The following is a 21276-nucleotide window of genomic DNA, read 5'->3' as shown; positions in this document are numbered from 1 at the left end:
GCGTCTGTGAATTCAACACCGCCATCGCAGGCAAGCCAGCTCCCACATTTAGATCTCAGTGACCAGCTGGTTTTGTGCGAAGGCTTGCAGCTCGGGGTAGAAAATCCTGAAGTCTTCGCTCAACGGCTCATAAAGCTCACGCAACTCCTGCATCGCAAACCCCAACTCCTCCGGCTGCGTCAGCCGCCGCGAAATCCCTCGCAGCACCTGCTCCATCACCGCGAAGTCACGGTACGAACCCAGCCAGTCATCCGCCGCCATGTAGGGTGCAATCTGCGCCAGGCGCCCCGGCAATTGGGACTCGGCCGCCAGTACGCGGTACACCTGCGAGGTGAAGCGCTCCAGGGGTTGGTCGGCATACAACACCCAATCCCGCGCCAGGCAGTGGTCGAAAAACACATCGAGGACAATCCCGGCATAACGCCTGCGGGTCAGGCTGAAGCGCGACAACGCCTGCGCCACCAACGGATGGCTGTCGGTGTAGCGGTCGATGGCGCGGTGCAATTGGATCGCCGCTTCGATTTGCGGGCTGAACTGGCCCTGCAGGCGGCCTTTGACGAAATCGCCATAGAGGCTGCCCAGCAGTTGTGCAGGAAGTTGGCCGCCCAGGTGCAGATGTGCGAGATAATTCATGGCGCGCAGTCTAACACTGCCACTCACATATCGTTATAACCCGATATACCGATTCATTCTGGCGTAAGACCAAAATCATATTGGTATATCGGGATAGACCGATTTAAAGTTCGCCTCATCGCGATATAACGCTGTAAGACACCGAGCACCTGCCATGTCCATCGACCTCGACGAAATAATAAAAGCCCTGGCACACCCAGTACGACGAGACATCCTCACCTGGCTGAAAGACCCGAAAGTGCAGTTCCCCGAACAAGTGCACAACCACGAATACGGCATCTGTGCCGGGCAGATCGACCAGCGCTGCGGTTTATCCCAGTCGACCGTGTCGGCCCACCTGGCCACCTTGCAGCGTGCGGGATTGATCAGCAGCCAGAAAGCCGGGCAGTGGCACTTTTTCAAACGCAACGAGGACACGATCCGCGCGTTCCTCGAGGCGCTCACCACCGAACTCAGCTCTGAAAGCAGCGAACTGCTGTAACAAGGAACCCCAAATGCCCCTCTCGCTACTCATACTGGCCCTCAGCGCCTTCGCCATCGGTACCACCGAGTTCGTCATCATGGGCTTGCTGCCCGATGTGGCGACGGACCTGGGCGTGTCGATTCCCGGCGCCGGCTGGCTGGTCACCGGCTACGCCCTGGGCGTGGCCATCGGTGCACCGTTCATGGCACTGGCCACCGCCAGGCTGCCACGCAAGGCGGCTTTGGTAGCGTTGATGGGCATCTTCATCATCGGCAACCTGCTCTGTGCCCTGGCCAGCGACTACAACGTGCTGATGTTCGCCCGTGTCGTCACCGCGCTGTGCCACGGTGCCTTCTTTGGTATTGGTTCGGTGGTGGCCGCCAACCTGGTGCCGGCCAACAAACGTGCGTCGGCGGTAGCCCTGATGTTCACCGGCCTGACCCTGGCCAACGTGCTGGGTGTGCCATTGGGCACGGCACTGGGCCAGGAAGCCGGCTGGCGCTCGACCTTCTGGGCGGTGACTGTGATCGGGGTAATCGCGCTGATCGGCCTGATCCGCTTCCTGCCGGCCAAGCGCGACGAAGAAAAACTCGACATGCGCGCCGAACTCGCCGCCCTCAAGGGGGCCGGCATCTGGTTGTCGCTGACCATGACCGCGCTGTTCGCTGCGTCCATGTTCACCCTCTTCACCTACGTCGCGCCGCTGCTTGGCGACGTAACCGGCGTGTCGCCCAAAGGCGTGACCTGGACCCTGCTGCTGATCGGCCTGGGCCTCACCCTGGGCAACATCATCGGCGGCAAGCTGGCGGACAAACGCCTCGCGGCCACCCTGGTGGGTGTGTTCATCAGCATGGCGGTGGTCTCCACCGCGCTGACCTGGACCAGCATCGCCGTGATCCCGACCGAAATCACCCTGTTCCTGTGGGCCACGGCCTCGTTCGCCGCTGTCCCTGCGTTGCAGATCAACGTGGTGACCTTCGGCAAGGCCGCACCGAACCTGGTGTCCACCTTGAACATCGGCGCCTTCAACATCGGCAACGCCCTCGGTGCCTGGGTCGGCGGCAGTGTGATCGCCCACGGTTTCGGCCTGACCAGCGTGCCTTTGGCCGCTGCGGCCCTGGCGATTCTCGCGCTGTTGGTGACCCTGATTACTTTCCGTCAGAGCGGCGATGCCGACCTGGCTCCTGCGACCAACTGATCCACTTCATAGAGAAGGTGTTTTCCCATGACGACTATTTTCGATCCGATCAAACTGGGCGACCTGGAACTGTCGAACCGCATCATCATGGCGCCGCTGACCCGCTGCCGTGCCGACGCCGGTCGCGTGCCCAACGCGCTGATGGCTGAGTACTACGTACAACGCGCTTCCGCCGGCCTGATCCTCAGCGAAGCCACTTCCGTGACGCCACTGGGCGTGGGCTACCCGGATACCCCGGGCATCTGGTCCAACGACCAGGTCCGTGGCTGGGCCAATGTGACCAAGGCCGTACACGGCGCGGGCGGCAAGATCTTCCTGCAACTGTGGCACGTTGGCCGTATTTCCCATCAGTCCTACCTGAACGGCGAAAGCCCGGTGGCCCCAAGCGCCATCCAGCCTAAAGGCCACGTCAGCCTGGTACGTCCGCTGGCCGACTACCCGACGCCGCGTGCCCTGGAAACCGCTGAAATCGCCGACATCGTCGACGTCTACCGCACCGGCGCCGAAAACGCCAAGGCCGCCGGCTTCGACGGCGTGGAAATCCACGGTGCCAACGGCTACCTGCTGGACCAGTTCCTGCAAAGCAGCACCAACCAGCGCACCGACAACTACGGTGGCTCCCTGGAGAACCGTGCCCGCCTGCTGCTGGAAGTGACCGACGCGGCCATTGAAGTCTGGGGCGCCGGCCGCGTGGGCGTGCACCTGGCACCGCGCGCCGACTCCCATGACATGGGCGACGATAACCTGGCGGAAACTTTCACCTACGTCGCCAGCGAACTGGGCAAACGTGGCATCGCGTTCATCTGCTCCCGTGAGAAAGAAGCGGGCGACAGCCTCGGCCCACAATTGAAAAAAGCTTTCGGCGGCCCGTACATCGCCAACGAACGCTTCACCAAGGACAGCGCCAACGCCTGGCTGGCAGCCGGCAAGGCCGATGCGGTGGCCTTTGGCGTACCGTTCATTGCCAACCCGGACCTGCCAGCCCGCCTGAAGGCCGATGCACCACTCAACGAAGCGCACCCGGAGACTTTCTACGCCAAGGGCCCGGTCGGTTACATCGACTACCCGACCTTGGCCATCTGATGTAATGCGCTGAAACGAAAAAGCCCCGGCTCGTAGGAACCGGGGCTTTTTCTTTGATGAACAGCTATCCAGAGCGCGGGAATAGTCTTACAGGGGTGAGGAAACACTCCTTCACAGCCTTGCAACAAAATCGCTACAAAATACTTAGCCGGCTACCTATCAACTGCAGGCCAGCCCGTATATAAAGTCACCCCACTCATCAAGCATCAGGACGACTAAGCGTCCTTGGGCTTTACTGTTGACACAACCGGACGCAATTTCGCATTTTGTCTTAATTGCGCAGACTAGGGCTCAAGCGCAGCATGTCCAGCCCGATGTCTGCCCAACGCTCGGCGTCCTGATGCAACTGATAGCTGTCGGGCACCAGCAGCCATTGGCCCAGCAGGCCATCGATAAAGGCATGGAGGCACACCGCCCCACGGACGGTGTCGAGGTTTTCCGGAAGTTGCCCGCGATGGACCGCGTTACGCAGTGTCAGGCCGATGCGCAGGTTGCACTCGAGGCTATGGGTCTGGCGCTGGCGGCGCATGTCACACATTTCATCGGTGAATTCGCACTTATGAAACAAAATCTCATTGATGCGTCGGGTTTTCGGGTCCAGAGCCACTTGGTGAAACAGGTGAACCAACAGCTTGCGCAGACACCCCAGCGGGTCGACTTCATCTTCGCTCTCACTGGCCCGGGCCAGCTCGTCCAACGGCTCGTGCAACGTCTCCAGCATGGCCTGCAACAGATCGGCCTTATTGCTGAAATGCCAATAGATGGCCCCACGCGTCACGCCGGCCAGCGTAGCAATATCCGCCAGCGTCGTTCGGGCGACGCCCCGCTCGTAAAAGGCGTGCTCGGCAGCCTGGAGAATCTGGCTGCGGGTTTCCTGAGCTTCCTCTTTGGTGCGACGAACCATGGCAGTAAAACCTCAATCAAGACACTGCGGGGGGTGCTTTTCCCCCGTCTGAATAATAGTGGAGCGCCGCCGTCAGGGGCGCCGAACGTAATAAAATCGAGGCTTTCAGCGCTGCTTTGTCAACATTTCGCACAGCCTGTCAAGAGTTTACAAACAACCGTGAACGTAAGTATATTGCGTAGCAAGCTACTTATCTACTCAGTGCCTGTTTTTTACCCTTCCACACTTCTTGTGCGCACCCTGCGTGCCTGACCCGAGGATCTTCATGCAACTTAAGCCAGCTGTTACCGCTCTGGTCACTGCCGTCGCCCTGGCATCGCTGCTCAGCGGATGTAAAAAGGAAGAAGCGGCTCCGCCCGCTCAAACCCCTCAGGTCGGCGTGGTCACCATTCAACCGCAAGCCTATACCCTGACCTCCGAACTGCCAGGCCGCACCACCGCCTACCGCATCGCGGAAGTTCGCCCTCAGGTCAACGGCATCATTCTCAAGCGCCTGTTCAAGGAAGGCGCGGACGTGAAGGAAGGGCAACAGCTCTACCAGATCGACCCGTCCGTCTACGAGGCCACGCTGAAAAGCGCGCAGGCCAGCCTGACCCAGACCAAGTCCATCACCGACCGCTACAAGCAGTTGGTCGATGAACAAGCCGTCAGCCGTCAGGAATACGACACTGCCGTCGCCAACCGCATGACCGCCGAGGCAAACGTTCAAACCGCCCAGATCAACGTGCGCTACACCAAAGTGTTCGCGCCGATCTCCGGGCGTATCGGCCGTTCTTCGGTCACCGAAGGCGCGCTGGTCAGCAATGGCCAGGCCGACGCCATGGCTGTGATCCAGCAGCTGGACCCGATCTACGTCGACGTCACGCAGTCTTCGGCAGAAATGCTCAAGCTGCGCCGCGACCTGGAAAGCGGCCAACTGCAAAAGGCCGGCGACAACGCTGCCAAGGTCAAGCTGACCCTGGAAGACGGCAGCCAGTACGCCCAGGAAGGCAAGCTGGAGTTCTCCGAAGTATCGGTTGACGAAACCACCGGTTCCGTGACCCTGCGCGCCGTGTTCCCCAACCCTGATCACCAGTTGCTGCCGGGCATGTTCGTGCACGCCCAGTTGCAGGCCGGTGTGAACAGCAAGGCCATCCTGGCGCCGCAGCAAGGCGTGACCCGCGACCTCAAGGGCATCCCGACCGCGCTGGTGGTGAACAAGGACAACAAGGTCGAGCAACGCGTACTGGTGGCCAACCGTACCGCCGGCGCCTACTGGCTGGTGGAAAAAGGCCTCGACGCCGGTGACCGCGTGATCACCGAAGGCCTGCAATTCATCAAGCCGGGCATCGAAGTCAAGGTCAAGGACGCCGGCAACGCCAAGCCTGCGGGTTCTGCTGCTCCTGCCGCCGCTGCTGGCAAAGGGGAGTAACCCATGTCGAAATTCTTTATCGACCGTCCCATTTTCGCCTGGGTAATTGCCCTGGTGATCATGCTGGTCGGGGCCCTTTCGATCCTGAAATTGCCCATCAACCAGTACCCGGCCATTGCGCCGACCGCCATCGATATCCAGGTGACCTACCCAGGTGCGTCCGCACAAACCGTGCAGGACACCGTGGTGCAGGTCATCGAGCAACAGCTCAACGGTATCGACAACCTGCGTTATGTCGCCTCGGACAGTAACTCCGACGGCAGCATGACCATCACCGCCACCTTCAACCAGGGCACCAACCCCGACATCGCCCAGGTCCAGGTACAGAACAAGCTGAACCTGGCCACCCCGCTGCTGCCGCAAGAAGTGCAGCAACAGGGTATCCGTGTGACCAAGTCGGTGAAGAACTTCCTGATGGTGATCGGTCTGGTGTCGGAAGACGGCAGCATGACCAAGGACGACCTGTCCAACTACATCGTGTCCAACATCCAGGACCCGATCTCCCGTACTGCGGGCGTCGGTGACTTCCAGGTGTTCGGTTCCCAGTACGCCATGCGTATCTGGCTCGACCCGGCCAAGCTGAACAACTACCAGCTGACGCCGGTGGACGTGAGCAACGCCATCCAGGCCCAGAACGTTCAGGTGGCCACCGGCCAATTGGGCGGCCTGCCTGCCCTGCCCGGTACCCAGCTGAACGCGACCATCATCGGCAAGACGCGCCTGCAGACCCCGGAAGCGTTCGGCAAGATCCTGATGAAGGTGAACACCGACGGTTCGCAGGTTCGCCTGGGCGACGTCGCCCGCATCGAGTTGGGCGGCCAGAACTACAGCATCAGCGCACAGTTCAACGGCAAGCCGGCGTCCGGTATGGCGCTCAAGCTGGCTGCGGGCGCGAACGCCCTGGACACCGCCAAGGCCATCCGTGCCACCGTGGCGTCCCTGGAACCGTTCTTTCCGCCGGGCATGAAAGCCGTGGTGCCGTATGACACCACCCCGGTGGTGACCGAATCGATCTCCGGTGTCGTGGACACCCTGGTCGAAGCGATCGTGCTGGTGTTCCTGGTGATGTTCCTGTTCCTGCAGAACTTCCGCGCCACCATCATCACCACCATGACCGTACCGGTGGTATTGCTGGGTACCTTCGGGATCCTGGCCGCTGCGGGCTTCACCATCAACACCCTGACCATGTTCGGCATGATCCTGGCCATCGGTCTGCTGGTGGACGACGCCATCGTGGTGGTGGAAAACGTCGAGCGGGTCATGGCCGAAGAACACCTGTCGCCCAAAGAGGCAACCGTCAAATCCATGGGCCAGATCCAGGGCGCCCTGGTGGGTATCGCCCTGGTGCTGTCGGCGGTACTGCTGCCAATGGCCTTCTTCGGCGGCTCCACGGGTGTGATCTACCGGCAGTTCTCCATCACCATTGTGTCGGCGATGGCCTTGTCGGTACTGGTTGCACTGATCTTCACCCCGGCGCTGTGCGCCACCATGCTCAAGCCGATCGACCCGGAAAAGCACGGCCAACCCAAGAGCGGTTTCTTCGGCTGGTTCAACCGTACCTTCGACCGTGGCGTACTCAGCTACGAGCGCGGCGTGGGCAACATGATTCGCCACAAGTTTCCGGCGTTCCTGGCCTATGCGCTGATCTTCGCCGGCATGATCTGGATGTTCACGCGTATTCCAAGCGCGTTCCTGCCCGAGGAAGACCAGGGCGTGATCTTTGCCCAGGTACAGACGCCGGTCGGTTCTTCGGCCGAACGTACGCAAAAAGTCATCGATGACATGCGCGCCTACCTGTTGAACGACAAGGAAGGCGAGCCGGGCGAAGGCAAGGCCGTGAAGTCGGTGTTTACCGTGAACGGCTTCAACTTCGCCGGTCGTGGCCAGAGCTCGGGTCTCGCGTTCGTGATGCTCAAGCCGTGGGGCGAGCGTGATGCTTCCCAGTCGGTGTTCGAAGTGGCCAAGCGGGCCCAGGGTTATTTCTTCGGGGCCTTCAAGGACGCGATGGTATTCGCCGTCGTACCGCCTTCGGTACTCGAACTGGGTAACGCCACCGGTTTCGACGTGTTCCTGCAAGACCAGGGCGGCGTCGGCCACCAGAAGCTGATGGACGCACGCAACCAGTTCCTCGGTGCCGCAGCCCAGAGCAAGATCCTGGCGGGTGTGCGCCCCAACGGCGTGAACGATGAACCGCAGTACGAACTGACCGTCGACGACGAGAAAGCAAGTGCGCAAGGCATCAGCCTGGCGGACATCCAGCAGACCCTCGCCATCGCGCTGGGTGGCAGCTACATCAACGACTTCATCGACCGTGGTCGTGTGAAGAAGGTGTATGTGCAAGGTGATGCCGCCAGCCGCATGTCGCCGGAAGACCTGACCAAATGGTACGTGCGCAGCCAGTCCGGGAAGATGGTGCCGCTGTCGGCCATTTCCTCCGGCAAGTGGATCTACGGTTCGCCGAAACTCTCGCGGTATAACGGTGTGGCGGCGATGGAAATCCTCGGTACCCCGGCGCCGGGCTACAGCACCGGTGACGCGATGAAGGAAGTCGAGCGCATTGCCAAGGACCTGCCGGCCGGTGTCGGCTACGCGTGGACCGGCCTGTCGTACGAAGAACGCCTGTCCGGCTCCCAGGCTCCAGCGCTGTACGCCCTGTCGCTGCTGGTGGTGTTCCTGTGTCTCGCGGCGCTGTACGAAAGTTGGTCGATTCCGATCGCGGTGGTGCTGGTCGTACCGCTGGGGGTGATCGGTGCACTGATCGCCACCAGTTTGCGCGGGTTGTCCAACGACGTGTTCTTCCAGGTGGGCTTGCTGGTGACAGTGGGCCTGGCGGCGAAGAACGCCATCCTGATCGTGGAGTTCGCCAAAGAGCTCCACGAACAAGGCAAAGGCATCGTCGAGGCAGCCATCGAAGCGTCCCGCATGCGTCTGCGCCCGATCATCATGACCTCCATGGCGTTCATGCTCGGCGTACTGCCCCTGGCGATTTCCAGCGGTGCAGGCTCGGGCAGCCAACACGCCATCGGTACCGGCGTAATTGGCGGTATGATCACGGCCACTGTCTTGGCGATCTTCTGGGTGCCACTGTTCTATGCAACCGTGTCCTCCGCAGGCGAACGTAAAAAGACTCACCCTACTGAAACTCCTAAAGAGGCTGGCTAATGAGCAAGTCGCTACTTTCCCTGGCAGTTACGGCATTCGTGCTCAGTGGCTGCTCGCTGATACCTGACTATCAGCGCCCCGAAGCGCCGGTGGCCGCACAGTTCCCGCAGGGGCCGGCGTATTCGTCGGCCCAGGCGCCGAGCCAGGCCGCTGCCGAGCAGGGCTGGAAGCAGTTTTTCCATGACCCTGCCCTGCAACAGCTGATCCAGACCGCACTGGTGAACAACCGTGACCTGCGTGTCGCCGCGTTGAACATCGACGCCTATGCCGCGCAGTACCAGATCCAGCGTGCCGACCTGTTCCCGGCCGTCTCGGCCAATGGCAGCGGCAGTCGCCAGCGTGTGCCGGCCCGTGCCTCGCAGACCGGCGAATCGACCATCACCAGCCAGTACTCGGCCACCCTCGGGATCAGCTCCTACGAGCTGGACCTGTTTGGCCGCGTGCGCAGCCTGAGTGAGGAAGCGCTGCAAAAGTACTTCGCGACTGAAGAAGCGCGCCGCAGCACCCAGATCAGCCTGGTGGCCAGCGTGGCGAATGCCTACCTGACCTGGCAGGCCGACAAGGAACTGCTCAAGCTGACCCAGGACACCCTGGGCGCGTTCGAACAGAGCTACAAGCTGACCTCGCGCAGCAACGAAGTCGGCGTGGCCTCGGCCCTCGATCTCAGCCAGGCGCGTACCTCGGTGGAAAACGCCCGCGTCCAGCTGGCCCGCTATACACGCCAGGTGGCCCAGGACGAAAACAGCCTGACCCTGCTGCTGGGCGCCGGTCTGCCGGCGAATATCGCCAGCAAGCCACTGTCGGATAACCTGCTCAGCGAAGTGCCCGCCGGGTTGCCGTCGGACCTGCTGCAACGTCGCCCCGACATCGTGCAGGCCGAGTACAACCTCAAGGCCGCCAATGCCAACATCGGCGCAGCCCGTGCAGCGTTCTTCCCCAGCATCAGCCTGACGGCCAACGCCGGCACCCTGAGCCCGGACCTCGGCGGCCTGTTCAAGGGCGGCTCGGGGACCTGGTCGTTCGCACCGCAGATCAACATCCCGATCTTCAACGCCGGCAGCCTGCGCGCCAGCCTGGACTACTCGAAGATCCAGAAAGAGATCAACGTGGCGAACTACGAGAAGGCAATCCAGACCGGCTTCCAGGAAGTCTCCGACGGCCTCGCCGCGCGTGAGACCTACAAGCAGCAGCTGGAGGCCCAGCGCGGCTTCGTCGCGGCCAACCAGGACTACTACCGTCTGGCCGAGCGTCGCTACCGCATCGGCGTCGACAGCAACCTGACTTTCCTCGACGCCCAGCGCCAACTGTTCAGTGCCCAGCAGTCGCTGATCACCGACCGCCTGGCGCAGCTCACCAGCGAGGTCAACCTGTACAAGGCCCTCGGCGGTGGCTGGAACGAGCAGACCGCGAAGAACGAGCCGTTGAACGAACAGGCACCGCCGCTGAAGTTGTTCTGATGCCGTTGTAAAAAGTCGCGCTGCTGTAAACAAAACCGCTTTCCTCACCGGAAGCGGTTTTTTTATGCCCGGCCCTCTGTGGCCGGCCTGGCAACTTGCGTTCGATCATCGCCCACAACCCGCCTTCCCCCACTTTCACCGCCCCTGCACCGCCGCGCACCATGGCCGCCACCTGCATAACCCCAATAACAACAGGTCCGACACCATGAGCACTTTTCACCCGCGCCAGCTGCTGCTGGCAACCGCTGTCGCCAGTCTTGCGCTGCCCGTCGTCGCCGACGAACACGGTTTTCTCGAAGACGCCAACGCCAACCTCAACCTGCGCAATTTCTTCTTCAACCGCAACTACACCAACCCGACCAAGGCCCAGGGCGGCGCGCAGGAGTGGACGCAGAGTTTCATCCTCGATGCCAAGTCCGGTTTTACCCAGGGCACGGTAGGGTTCGGCATGGACGTGCTGGGGCTGTACTCGCTGAAGCTCGATGGCGGGCGCGGCACCGGCGGCACCCAGTTGCTGCCGCTGGATCACGACGGGCGCCCGGCGGATGAGTTCGGGCGCCTCGGCGTAGCGTTCAAGGCGCGTATTTCCAGGACCGAAGTAAAGGTCGGCGAATGGATGCCGGTGCTGCCGATCCTGCGCTCGGACGATGGCCGCTCCCTGCCGCAAACCCTGCGCGGCGGGCAGATCACCTCGAAGGAAATCGACGGTCTGACCCTCTACGGCGGCCAGTTCCGCGCCAACAGCCCGCGCGACGACAGCAGCATGACGGACATGTCGATGTTCGGAAAAACCGCCTTCACCTCAGACCGCTTCAACTTCCAGGGTGCCGAATACGCGTTCAACGACAAACGCACCCAGGTCGGCCTGTGGAACGCCCAGCTCAAGGACATCTACCGCCAGCAGTTCGTCAACCTGATCCACAGCCAGCCCGTGGGCGACTGGACCCTGGGCGCCAACCTAGGCTTTTTCTACGGCAAGGACGACGGCAGCGCCCGCGCCGGTGAACTGGACAACAAGACCTGGTCCGGGCTCTTCTCCGCCCGATACGGTGGCCATACCTTCTACGTCGGCCTGCAGAAACTCACCGGCAACAGCGCCTGGATGCGCGTCAACGGCACCAGCGGCGGAACCCTGGCCAACGACAGCTACAACGCCAGTTACGACAACGCCCAGGAAAAATCCTGGCAAGTGCGCCACGACTACAACTTCGTCGCCCTCGGCATCCCGGGCCTGACCCTGATGAACCGCTACATCAGCGGCAGTAACGTGCACACCGGCACAATCACCGATGGCCAGGAATGGGGGCGTGAAAGCGAATTGGGCTACACCGTGCAAAGCGGCAGCCTTAAGAACCTCAATGTACGCTGGCGCAACTCCAGCATGCGCCGCGACTACAGCAACAACGAGTTCGACGAAAACCGGTTGATCGTCAGTTACCCGGTGAGCCTGCTGTAAACCGACGCCCCACTTGCGGTAAGGTGCGCGCCTGCCGCTGCGAGCCCCACTGCGCAGCGGCCTCCAGACGAGTCCGGCCCACACCATGAAACCCTTGCGCCTTGCCTCCGCCCTGCTTGCCGTGGCTCTCTGCCTCAGCGGCTGCATCGGCGCACCCATCGCCCTGACGCCGCAAACCGAGCAACGCCTGCAAACCCAGGCGCCGATCCGTTTTCTGCTGACCTTCGACGATGGCCCCAGCGCCTCGGGCTACAACAACCCGAGCCGGTCGGTGGTCGCGGACCTGGCGCACAACCCGATATTGCCGGGCATCAAGGCGGTATTCTTCCTGCAAACCGAGGCCTCGCGCTCCGGCGGCAACCCCCGGGGTCACAAAACCATGGAACGAGAGTACGCCGCCGGGCATCTCCTCGCGTTCCATACCGCCACGGCGTTTCACACCAACCACCGCTGGCTGAACGACGCCGAACTGGAAAGCACCCTCACCCAGGGCAGCGCCGATATCGCTGCGATCACAGGCCAGCCGCCCGTGCTGGTGCGCCCGCCGTTCTGGAACTATGACCGCCGCACCTTCGCCGCCTACCAGCGCCATGGCCTGCAAGTATTGCTCACCGACTTGAGCGCCAATGACGGCAAGATCTGGGGCTTCAACGGCAGCCCGCGCCGCCGGGCCAACCTGTACCGGCAGTTGTCGGTGGTACGCGAACACATTGCGCTGGGCGAACTGCCAACGGTGGATGGCGTGATCCCGGTGGTCGTAACCTTCCACGACATCAACCGCTACACCGCGCGCCACCTGCAGGAGTACTTGCAGATCCTGCTCGACAGCGCCCGCATCAATGGCCTGCAGACCGCCGCCGAGCCGTTCTATACCGACACCGCTGGGCTTGAACGTGCGGCGCTGGCGCGCACGGTGAAGGATGTGAACGAGCCGGTGCATCTTCCCGGCGTATGGAATTGGGTGTGGGATGCGGACTCCCACTGATCACTGCAACCCGTGTGGAGGTCAGAAATGTGGGAGCGGGCTTGCTCGCGAATGCGACCTTCCAGTCGACACCTGTGTCGCTGACCCACCGTATTCGCGAGCAAGCCTGCTCCCACAGGTTGACCACATTTCAATTCAGGCTTCGCGGGACTCCACGCCCAGCTCATCCCACACCGACTCCGCCAAATGGAAGGTCGCATTCGCCGCCGGAATCCCGCAGTAGATCGCGCTCTGCATCAGCACTTCCTTGATCTCGGCGCGGGTCACGCCGTTGCTGGCGGCGGCGCGCAGGTGCAGCTTGAGCTCTTCGCTGCGGTTCATGCCGATCAGCATGGCGATGGTGATCAGGCTGCGGGTGTGCCGTGGCAGGCCTGGCCGGGTCCAGATATCGCCCCAGGCGTGGCGGGTGATCATTTCCTGGAACTCGCTGTTGAATTCGCTCAGGGCGTTGAGGCTGCGGTCGACATGGGCGTCGCCCAGCACTTCGCGGCGCACTTGCAGGCCTTCGGCGTAACGTTGTTTCTCGTCCACGACAAATTCTCCGTATTCAAATCGATTACGTGTGGTGAGCGGCATTGCCACCGGTTTAGTACGCCAGCAGAAATTCCAGCACACGATCGCTGAACGCCGCCCCCGCCTGCACGTTGGACAGGTGCGCCGCATAGAACTCGGCATACTCCGCGCCCTGTACATGGGCCTGGATAAAGTGGCTGCCGGCGGGCGGCGTCACCGCGTCTTCGCTGCCGGCAATCACCAGGGTCGGAGCCTTGATCGACGACAACTGCTCACGAAAATCCGCATCGCGCACGGCGCCGCAGTTGGCCGCATAGCCGTCAGGCGAAGTGGCCGCCAACATATCGGTGATCAGCTTGGCCTGGTCAGGCCGGGCTTCGGCGAAATCGGCGGTGAACCAACGCGCAATCGATGCATCGCGCAGCGCGACCATCGCCGCAGTGCCATCGCGCAAGACCATCTCGATGCGCGGGTTCCATACCTCGGGCGTGCCGATTTTGGCGGCGGTGTTGCATACCACCAACCGGTTCAGGCGCTCGCCCGCGTGAATCCCCAACCATTGGCCAATCAAACCGCCCATGGACAAGCCACAGAAATGCGCACGTTGAATCTCCAGCGCATCCAACAGCGCGATCACATCGCGACCCAACTGTTCGATGCGGTAAGGGCCCGGGGTCACCAGGGATTTGCCATGGCCGCGGGTGTCGAAACGCAGCACACGAAAATGCTCGGTGAACGCCGGGATCTGGATATCCCACATGTGCAAATCGGTGCCCAGCGAGTTGGACAGCACCAGCACCGGCGCCCCCTCCGGCCCATCCAGTTGGTAATGCAGGTCGCCGTCAGCAAGGTGGACAAAAGGCACAGCGTTCTCCTCAAGCAAAGTGTTCGGTGATGGCACGGGTGACCCAGGTCTGGGCCTGGCCAAGGTAGTGGGCCGGGTCGAGCAGACGGTCCAGTTCGGCGGCGGACAACTCGGCGGTGACCTGCGGCTCATCGGCCAGCACCGCACGCAAATGCCGCCCTTGCGCAACGGCACGCTTGCAGGCTTGCTCCAGCAGATGGTGCGCGGTCTCGCGACCCAGGCGCTGGGCGAGCACAATGCTCACCGCTTCGGCCAGCACCAGCCCCTGGGTCAGGTCGAGATTTTTTCCCATGCGCTCGGCGTCGACTTCCAGGCCTTCGCTCACCAGCAACGCCTGTTGCAGTGCACCGGAAACCACACGGCAAATCTCCGGCAGGGTCTCCCATTCGGCATGCCACAGGCCCAGGCTGCGCTCGTGTTCCTGGGGCATGGCGCTGAACATCGTCGCCACCAGCCCGGGCACTCGGGTCGCAGCGCTGATCAACACCGCCGCGCCCACCGGGTTGCGCTTGTGGGGCATGGTGGACGAGCCGCCCTTGCCCGGCGCCGAGGGCTCGAAGACTTCCGCCGCTTCGGTCTGCATCAACAAACTCACATCACGCCCCAGCTTGCCGAGGCTGCCGGCGATCAGGCCCAACACACTGGCGAACTCCACCAGACGGTCACGCTGGGTGTGCCAGGGTTGTTCGGGCAGTCCCAGTTGTAGCTCTTCGGCCAACGCCGCGGCCACCGGCATGGCCTGCTCGCCCAGCGCCGCCAGGGTGCCGGACGCGCCACCGAACTGCAGCACCAGCAGGCGCGGTTTCAGCTCGGCAAGTCGCTGCCGGCTACGCGTCACCGCCCCCAGCCAACCGGCGATCTTCATCCCCAGGGTGACGGGCGTTGCGTGCTGCAACCAGGTCCGCCCGGCCAGGGGAACAGCGGCATAACGCTGGGCCTGGGCGGCCAGAACATCGCCCAGGCGCGCCAGGTCCTTCTCAATCAGCGCCAACGCCCGCCGCAGTTGCAGCACCAGGCCGGTGTCCATCACATCCTGGCTGGTCGCGCCCAGATGTACGTAACGCTCGGCCCCGGCATCTTCTGCGGCAATCAAGGTGCCCAACGCTTTCACCAGCGGAATCGCCGAATTCCCCGCCGTGGCAATCGCCACGCCGAGGGCATCCACGTCGTACAGCGAGGCCAGGCAAGCCTGGGCGATCGGCGCGACGGCGGCCTGGGGAATCACTCCCACCCGGGCCTGGGCCCGGGCCAGCGCCGCTTCGAAATCCAGCATGCCCTGAAGCCGGCCCTGGTCGCAGAACACCTCGGCCATGCTGCCCGTCGTGAAGTAAGCGTCGAACAATTGATTGCCCGTGCGCAGTGTCATAACGCGTCCCTTACAGATCGTGGTGCAAGTACTCCGCCTGTTTCGGCAGGCGCAGGCTGAACAGGAAGGCCACGGCCATCATGCCGGTGACGTACCAGTAGAAGGTGTTTTCCATGCCCATGGACTTGAGGCCCAGGGCCACATATTCCGCCGAGCCACCAAAGATTGCGTTGGCCACCGCATACGCCAGGCCCACACCCAGGGCACGCACGTGAGGCGGGAACATTTCCGCTTTCACCAGGCCGCTGATGGAGGTGTAGAAACTCACGATGGCCAGGGCCAGGGAGATCAGCACAAAGGCCAGGAACGGGCTGGTCACGGTCTTCAGCGTCAGCAGGATCGGCACGGTGCACAGTGTGCCGAGGGCACCGAACCAGAGCATCGAATTACGTCGACCGATCTTGTCGGAGAGCATGCCGAACAACGGCTGCATGCACATGTACAGGAACAGCGCGCCGGTCATGATGTAGCTGGCGGTCTTGGCGTGCATCCCGGCGGTGTTCACCAGGTACTTCTGCATGTAGGTGGTAAAGGTGTAGAAAATCAGCGAGCCACCGGCGGTATAACCCAGCACAGTAATAAACGCGGCTTTGTGATGACGGAACAGCGCGGCCATGCTGCCGGCGTCCTTGTCCTGACGCATTTCCTTGCTGGTGGTTTCCTTCAGGGAGCGGCGCAGCAACAACGAAATCACGGCGGCAATGGCGCCGATCACGAACGGAATCCGCCAGCCCCAGGCCCGCAGCTCTTCTTCGCTGAGGATCTGTTGCAGGATCACCACCACCAGCACCGCCAGCAGTTGCCCGCCGATCAGGGTCACGTACTGGAAGGAGGCGAAGAAACCGCGTTGGCCCTTGAGCGCGACCTCACTCATGTAAGTCGCAGTGGTGCCGTATTCGCCGCCCACCGACAGGCCCTGGAACAGCCGCGCCACCAACAGCAACGCCGGGGCCCAGGCACCGATGTCCTTGTAGGTGGGCAGAAAGGCGATGACCAGCGAGCCGGCGCACATCATCAGCACCGAGATCATCATCGAGTTTTTGCGACCATGTTTGTCGGCCACCCGGCCAAACAGCCAGCCGCCGATAGGCCGCATCAGGAACCCGGCGGCGAACACGCCGGCGGTGTTGAGCAGTTGGACCGTGGGGTCGTCCGACGGGAAAAACGCCGGGGCAAAGTAGATGGCACAGAAGGCATAAACGTAGAAGTCGAACCATTCGACCAGGTTGCCGGAGGAGGCCCCGACAATTGCAAAAATCCGTTTGCTGCGTTCTTCTCCGGTGTAGTGACTCGTTGTTGTTGTCATGTTTTTTTCACTCAGTGGGAACGGGTATAGCCTAGACATACTTTGCAACAACCATGTTCCGCAAGCAGACTTTTGGATAGGGGTTGTTTGAACGGGCGTCATCGCGGGCAAGCCCGCTCCCACAATTTGATTTGTGAATACATTCGAAATGTGGGAGCGGGCTTGCCTGCGATGGGGCCCTCAAGACCAACTCAATAATCGAAGAACACCGTCTCCCTGTCCGTGCCCTGCAAGATCACATTCCACTGATGCACACCCTCTGCATCAGGCTTGGCAATCAAGGTGTTGCGCCGTTCTGACGGCACACACCCGAGCAGCGGGTCATCGCCATTCAGCGCTTCACCGTCAAAATAAATCCGCGTCAACAGGTGCTTCACCAACCCACGGGCAAACACCAGCACCACCAGGTGCGGCGCTTGGGTGGTGCCGTGCAATCCCGGCACGGCGCCGGGCTTGATGGTGGTGAAGCGAAACCGCCCTTCCCCATCGACCGGCACCCGTCCAAAGCCTTCGAAGCTGGGGTCTACAGCCTTGTCCTGCTCATCTTCCGGGTGGTCGTATTTGCCGGCGGCATTGGCCTGCCAGACCTCGAGCATGGCGTCATTGACGACATCGCCATTGCCATCCACCACCTGACCGCTGATCGCCACGCGCTCGCCGAGGGTGGCGGCAGTGGTCAGGTCTTCGCGGTTCAGCCAGGTCAGGCCGATGTGGTAATACGGCCCGACGGTATGGGACGTGGTCGCGTTGAGTGTCATCTCATTTCTCCATCGGCGTAGCGTCGCGGCCACGCAGGACGATGTCCCAGCGGTAGCCGAGGGCATAGGAAGGAATGGTTTTTTCCAGGTCGAAACGCGCGATCAAGCGTTCCTTGGCCGAGGTGTCCGGTACGCAGTTGTAGATCGGGTCATATTCCAGCAGCGGGTCGCCGGGGAAGTACATCTGTGTGACCAGTCGCGTCAGCACGCTGGGGCCGAACAGCGAAAAGTGGATGTGCGCCGGGCGCCACGCGTTGTGGTGGTTGCCCCACGGGTAGGCGCCAGGCTTGATGGTCTGGAACTGGTACCAGCCATCGGCGTCGGTGACGGTGCGTCCGGTGCCGCTGAAGTTCGGGTCCAACGGCGCGTCGTGCAGGTCGCGCTTGTGGTTGTAGCGCCCGGCGGCGTTGGCCTGCCAGATCTCCACGAGAATGCCCGGCACCGGCAGGCCGTTTTCATCCAGCACGCGCCCGTGAATGATGATGCGCTCGCCCTGGGGCTCGCCGTCATGCTGGGCAGTGAGGTCGTTGTCCTTCGGGTTGACCCGCTCGGCGCCGATGGTCGGGCCGGTGATTTCCGACAGGGAATGGGGCAGAAACACCAGCGGCTTGGACGGCGAACGCAGGTTCGTCGACTGATAGGCCGGGTGCAGGTAATCAGGTTGAGTGCCCGCTTGCGGGCGCCGGTAACCGGGCTTGTCACTCATGAAGCCATCCTCTCTTGTTAGATGCGTTCAATGGCCAGGGCCAGGCCTTGGCCGACACCCACGCACATGGTCGCAAGGCCCTTGCGGCCGCCGGTTTTTTCCAACTGATGCAAGGCGGTCAACACCAGGCGCGCGCCGCTCATGCCCAGCGGGTGGCCAAGGGCGATCGCGCCGCCGTTCGGGTTGACCTGCGGCGCGTCGTCGGCGATGCCCAGCTCGCGCAACACCGCCAAGCCTTGGCTGGCGAAGGCTTCGTTGAGTTCGATCACGTCGAAATCGGTCACCGCCAGGCCGAGGCGCTCCACCAGCTTGCGAACCGCCGGAACCGGGCCGATGCCCATCACACGCGGCGCCACACCGGCGCTGGCCATGCCCAGCACACGGGCGCGGGCGGTCAGGCCGTGTTGCTTGACCGCCTCGGCGGAAGCCAGGATCAACGCCGCCGCCCCGTCATTCACGCCGGAGGCATTGCCGGCGGTGACCGTCTTGTCCGGGCCATTGACCGGTTTGAGTCTGGTCAACGCTTCCAGGGTGGTGTCGGCCCGTGGGTGTTCATCGTGTTCAACGAGGGTCTCGCCTTTTTTATGAGCGATGCGCACCGGCACGATCTCTTCGGCGAAGAACCCGGCCGCCTGCGCGGCAGCGGTGCGTTGTTGGCTGCGCAGGGCGAAGGCGTCCTGGTCGGCACGGGATACCTTGTAGTCGTCAGCGACGTTGTCGGCGGTTTGCGGCATCGCATCCACGCCGTACTGGGCCTTCATCAGCGGGTTGATGAAACGCCAGCCGATGGTGGTGTCTTCCAGCTTCATGTTGCGTGAAAACGCCGTGTCGGCCTTGCCCATCACGAACGGCGCGCGGGACATCGACTCGACGCCACCGGCCAGCGCCAACTCCATTTCCCCACTGGCGATGGCACGGAAAGCGGTGCCGATCGCATCCATGCCCGAAGCGCACAGGCGGTTGAGGGTCACACCCGGAATGCTGTCCGGCAACCCGGCCAGCAACAGCGCCATGCGCGCCACGTTGCGGTTGTCTTCACCGGCCTGGTTGGCGCAGCCGAGGAACACTTCATCCACCGCGCTCCAGTCCACCGACGGGTTGCGCTCGATCAGTGCCTTGATCGGCAGCGCCGCCAGGTCGTCGGCACGCACGGTGGACAGGCCCCCGCCGAAACGGCCGATGGGGGTACGAATGGCGTCACAGATAAATACGTCGCGCATCAGGCTTCTCCCGGCGCTTGGCCATGGGCTGCGGCGGTGCGGGCTTCGAGGTCGCGCAAGGCCGTCAATTCGATTTCGGTGGGTTCGGCAGTGGTGCTCACTTCAGCGGCAAACCGAATCGGCCAGCCGGTCGCGGCCACCACTTGCTCGCGGGTCACGCCAGGGTGCAGCGCGGTGACCACGAATTCATGGGTGCCGGCTTCCGGCTCCATGATGCACAGGTCGGTAATGATGCCTACAGGCCCGGCGCCCGGCAGGCCGAGGCGTTTGCGCGAATCGCCGCCTTCGCCGTGACCGACCGAGGTGATGAAGTCCAGCTTGTCGACAAACGAGCGCGCCGACTGCTTGAGGATGATCAGCACGCTCTTGGCGGAACCGGCGATTTCCGGCGCGCCACCGGCACCCGGCAAACGAACCTTGGGCTGATGATAGTCACCCACCACGGTGGTGTTGATGTTGCCGAAACGGTCGACCTGGGCCGCACCGAGGAAGCCTACGTCGATACGTCCGCCCTGCAGCCAGTAGCGAAAGATCTCGCCGGTCGGCACCACGGTATCCGCGGTTTCGGCCAGTTCGCCGTCACCGATGGACAGCGGCAGCACCGAGGGTTTGGCGCCAATCGGGCCGGATTCGTAGATCAGCACCACGTCCGGCGACGAGGTCAGGCGCGCCAGGTTGGCGGCCTTGGACGGCAGGCCGATGCCGACAAAGCAGACGGAGCCGTTCTTGAGGCGGCGCGCCGCGGCGACGGTCATCATTTCATTGGTGGAGTAAGCCATTACTGAGCCTCCTGCGCGGTGGCCAGCTTGGCCTGGAATTCACTGAAGTCGGCGGTGCCGTGGATGTATTCGTCGATCCAGGCGGTAAAAGTCCCACGGTCACGGGCAATCGGGTCCCACGCCTGATAAAAGCGGTTGTCGCGCTCGGTGTAACCGTGGGCGTAGGACGGGTGCGCGCCGCCTGGCACATGGCACACGGCGGTCAGTGCCCAGGTCGGCAACACACAGGCATTCATCGGGGCGTTCAGGTCATCGACGATCTCCTCGACGGTCACGATGCAGCGTTTGGCTGCCAGGGCCGCTTCCTTCTGCACCCCCAGAATGCCCCACAGCAGTACGTTGCCCTTGCGGTCGGCTTTTTGCGCGTGGATCACCGTGACGTCCGGACGCACTGAAGGCACCGCCGCCAGCACTTCGCCGGTGAACGGGCAGGTCACGCTCTTGATCAACGGGTTGACCTTGGGCAGGTCGGAGCCGGCGTAGGCACGCAGCACGGCGAACGGCAGGCCGGAAGCGCCGGCGACGTAGGCATTGGCCAGGTCAGCGTGGCTGTGTTCTTCGATTTCCAGCGGTTGCGGCCATTGCTTCTCCACCGCGTCACGCAGGCGATGCAGTGAGCCCACGCCCGGGTTGCCGCCCCAGGAGAAAATCAACTTGCGGGCACAACCGGCGCCGATCAACTGGTCGTAGATCAGGTCAGGCGTCATGCGCACCAACGTCAGGTCTTTCTTGCCCTGACGAATGATTTCATGACCCGCTGCCGTAGGGATCAGGTGGGTGAAGCCTTCCAGTGCAACGGTATCGCCGTCGTTCACGAAGTGCTTCACCGCGTCGCGCAGCGCAAGAATTTCAGCCATGGGGTTCGGGCTCCCGGTGTGGATCGAAAAAGGCGCTGAGGTGGCGCCGAAGTGCTTGAAGGTTAAGCCGGGGAAATGGGTCAAACAATCCGATAATCGACTCAGTGTTCGATTATCGAACGGATTGTTATCTTGCTAACCATCCGGATCCACA

Annotated in this window: 19 protein-coding genes; 8 read left to right on the top strand and 11 right to left on the bottom strand. The window is 62.6% G+C overall.

Going from position 1 to position 21276, the window contains the following annotated elements; genetic code table 11:
- Positions 1-48: 48 nt before the first annotated feature.
- Complete coding sequence (locus ACW9IB_RS15725; protein ID WP_457414369.1) at positions 49-633, bottom strand: acyl carrier protein phosphodiesterase; 585 nt, start codon at positions 631-633, stop codon at positions 49-51.
- Positions 634-787: 154 nt separating this feature from the next.
- Between ACW9IB_RS15725 and ACW9IB_RS15720 the strand changes: the two genes are divergently transcribed.
- From ACW9IB_RS15720 to ACW9IB_RS15710, 3 genes are read left to right on the top strand one after another with little or no spacing between them, the layout of a single operon-like run.
- Positions 788-1114 (top strand): ArsR/SmtB family transcription factor, encoded by a 327-nt coding sequence (locus ACW9IB_RS15720; protein WP_457366496.1) that lies wholly within the window; start codon positions 788-790, stop codon positions 1112-1114.
- A gap of 13 nt (positions 1115-1127) precedes the next feature.
- Entirely contained in the window at positions 1128-2294 is a 1167-nt protein-coding gene (locus ACW9IB_RS15715; protein WP_457366495.1) for an MFS transporter, read from the top strand.
- Positions 2295-2321: 27 nt separating this feature from the next.
- On the top strand, positions 2322-3377 hold the full coding sequence (locus ACW9IB_RS15710; protein WP_457414367.1) for an alkene reductase: 1056 nt from the start codon (positions 2322-2324) through the stop codon (positions 3375-3377).
- Between the two features lie 271 nt (positions 3378-3648).
- Here ACW9IB_RS15710 and ACW9IB_RS15705 read toward each other — a convergent pair whose 3' ends face one another.
- Positions 3649-4281, bottom strand: coding sequence for a TetR family transcriptional regulator (locus ACW9IB_RS15705; protein ID WP_457366493.1), 633 nt, complete (start codon positions 4279-4281; stop codon positions 3649-3651).
- A 265-nt stretch (positions 4282-4546) separates the two neighbouring features.
- Here ACW9IB_RS15705 and ACW9IB_RS15700 point away from each other — a divergent pair, with 265 nt between their 5' ends.
- From ACW9IB_RS15700 to ACW9IB_RS15680, 5 genes are all read left to right on the top strand, one after another.
- Complete coding sequence (locus ACW9IB_RS15700) at positions 4547-5692, top strand: efflux RND transporter periplasmic adaptor subunit (protein ID WP_457366492.1); 1146 nt, start codon at positions 4547-4549, stop codon at positions 5690-5692.
- 3 nt (positions 5693-5695) lie between these two features.
- Positions 5696-8854: an efflux RND transporter permease subunit gene (locus ACW9IB_RS15695; protein ID WP_457366491.1), complete on the top strand. Its 3159-nt coding sequence runs from the start codon at positions 5696-5698 to the stop codon at positions 8852-8854.
- Positions 8854-10311: an AdeC/AdeK/OprM family multidrug efflux complex outer membrane factor gene (gene adeC, locus ACW9IB_RS15690; RefSeq protein ID WP_457366490.1), complete on the top strand. Its 1458-nt coding sequence runs from the start codon at positions 8854-8856 to the stop codon at positions 10309-10311. Before ACW9IB_RS15695 ends, adeC begins: the two co-directional genes overlap by 1 nt.
- 205 nt (positions 10312-10516) lie before the next feature.
- Entirely contained in the window at positions 10517-11767 is a 1251-nt protein-coding gene (locus ACW9IB_RS15685; RefSeq protein WP_457414366.1) for an OprD family porin, read from the top strand.
- Positions 11768-11852: 85 nt separating this feature from the next.
- The gene (locus ACW9IB_RS15680) at positions 11853-12752 is read left to right on the top strand and encodes a polysaccharide deacetylase family protein (RefSeq protein ID WP_457414365.1); all 900 of its coding nucleotides are present in this window, start codon (positions 11853-11855) and stop codon (positions 12750-12752) included.
- A 135-nt stretch (positions 12753-12887) separates the two neighbouring features.
- Here the strand turns inward: ACW9IB_RS15680 and pcaC are convergent, their stop codons facing one another.
- From pcaC to ACW9IB_RS15635, 9 genes are all read right to left on the bottom strand, one after another.
- Positions 12888-13283, bottom strand: coding sequence for a 4-carboxymuconolactone decarboxylase (gene pcaC, locus ACW9IB_RS15675; protein ID WP_457366487.1), 396 nt, complete (start codon positions 13281-13283; stop codon positions 12888-12890).
- A 55-nt stretch (positions 13284-13338) separates the two neighbouring features.
- A complete protein-coding gene (gene pcaD / locus ACW9IB_RS15670) occupies positions 13339-14130 on the bottom strand; it encodes a 3-oxoadipate enol-lactonase (protein ID WP_457414363.1) in 792 nt (263 codons plus the stop codon).
- A gap of 10 nt (positions 14131-14140) precedes the next feature.
- Positions 14141-15496: a 3-carboxy-cis,cis-muconate cycloisomerase gene (locus ACW9IB_RS15665; RefSeq protein ID WP_457414361.1), complete on the bottom strand. Its 1356-nt coding sequence runs from the start codon at positions 15494-15496 to the stop codon at positions 14141-14143.
- Between the two features lie 10 nt (positions 15497-15506).
- The gene (locus ACW9IB_RS15660) at positions 15507-16802 is read right to left on the bottom strand and encodes an MFS family transporter (RefSeq protein ID WP_457414359.1); all 1296 of its coding nucleotides are present in this window, start codon (positions 16800-16802) and stop codon (positions 15507-15509) included.
- 191 nt (positions 16803-16993) lie between these two features.
- Complete coding sequence (pcaG, locus tag ACW9IB_RS15655) at positions 16994-17560, bottom strand: protocatechuate 3,4-dioxygenase subunit alpha (protein ID WP_457366483.1); 567 nt, start codon at positions 17558-17560, stop codon at positions 16994-16996.
- Between the two features lies 1 nt (position 17561).
- Positions 17562-18266, bottom strand: a complete 705-nt coding sequence (gene pcaH, locus ACW9IB_RS15650) for a protocatechuate 3,4-dioxygenase subunit beta (RefSeq protein WP_457366482.1) — start codon at positions 18264-18266, stop codon at positions 17562-17564.
- 17 nt (positions 18267-18283) lie between these two features.
- Positions 18284-19489 carry a 3-oxoadipyl-CoA thiolase gene (gene pcaF, locus ACW9IB_RS15645; RefSeq protein WP_457366498.1) on the bottom strand — a complete coding sequence of 402 codons (1206 nt, stop codon included), beginning with the start codon at positions 19487-19489 and terminating at the stop codon, positions 18284-18286.
- Positions 19486-20265 (bottom strand): CoA-transferase subunit beta, encoded by a 780-nt coding sequence (locus tag ACW9IB_RS15640; RefSeq protein ID WP_457414357.1) that lies wholly within the window; start codon positions 20263-20265, stop codon positions 19486-19488. Before ACW9IB_RS15640 ends, pcaF begins: the two co-directional genes overlap by 4 nt.
- Complete coding sequence (locus ACW9IB_RS15635) at positions 20265-21122, bottom strand: CoA transferase subunit A (protein WP_457366480.1); 858 nt, start codon at positions 21120-21122, stop codon at positions 20265-20267. Before ACW9IB_RS15635 ends, ACW9IB_RS15640 begins: the two co-directional genes overlap by 1 nt.
- Positions 21123-21276: the final 154 nt, after the last annotated feature.

Source organism: Pseudomonas sp. SDO524_S393 (assembly GCF_054071875.1).
Note: the sequence above shows the minus strand (reverse complement) of the source record. Positions and strands in the feature narration are given on the sequence as shown.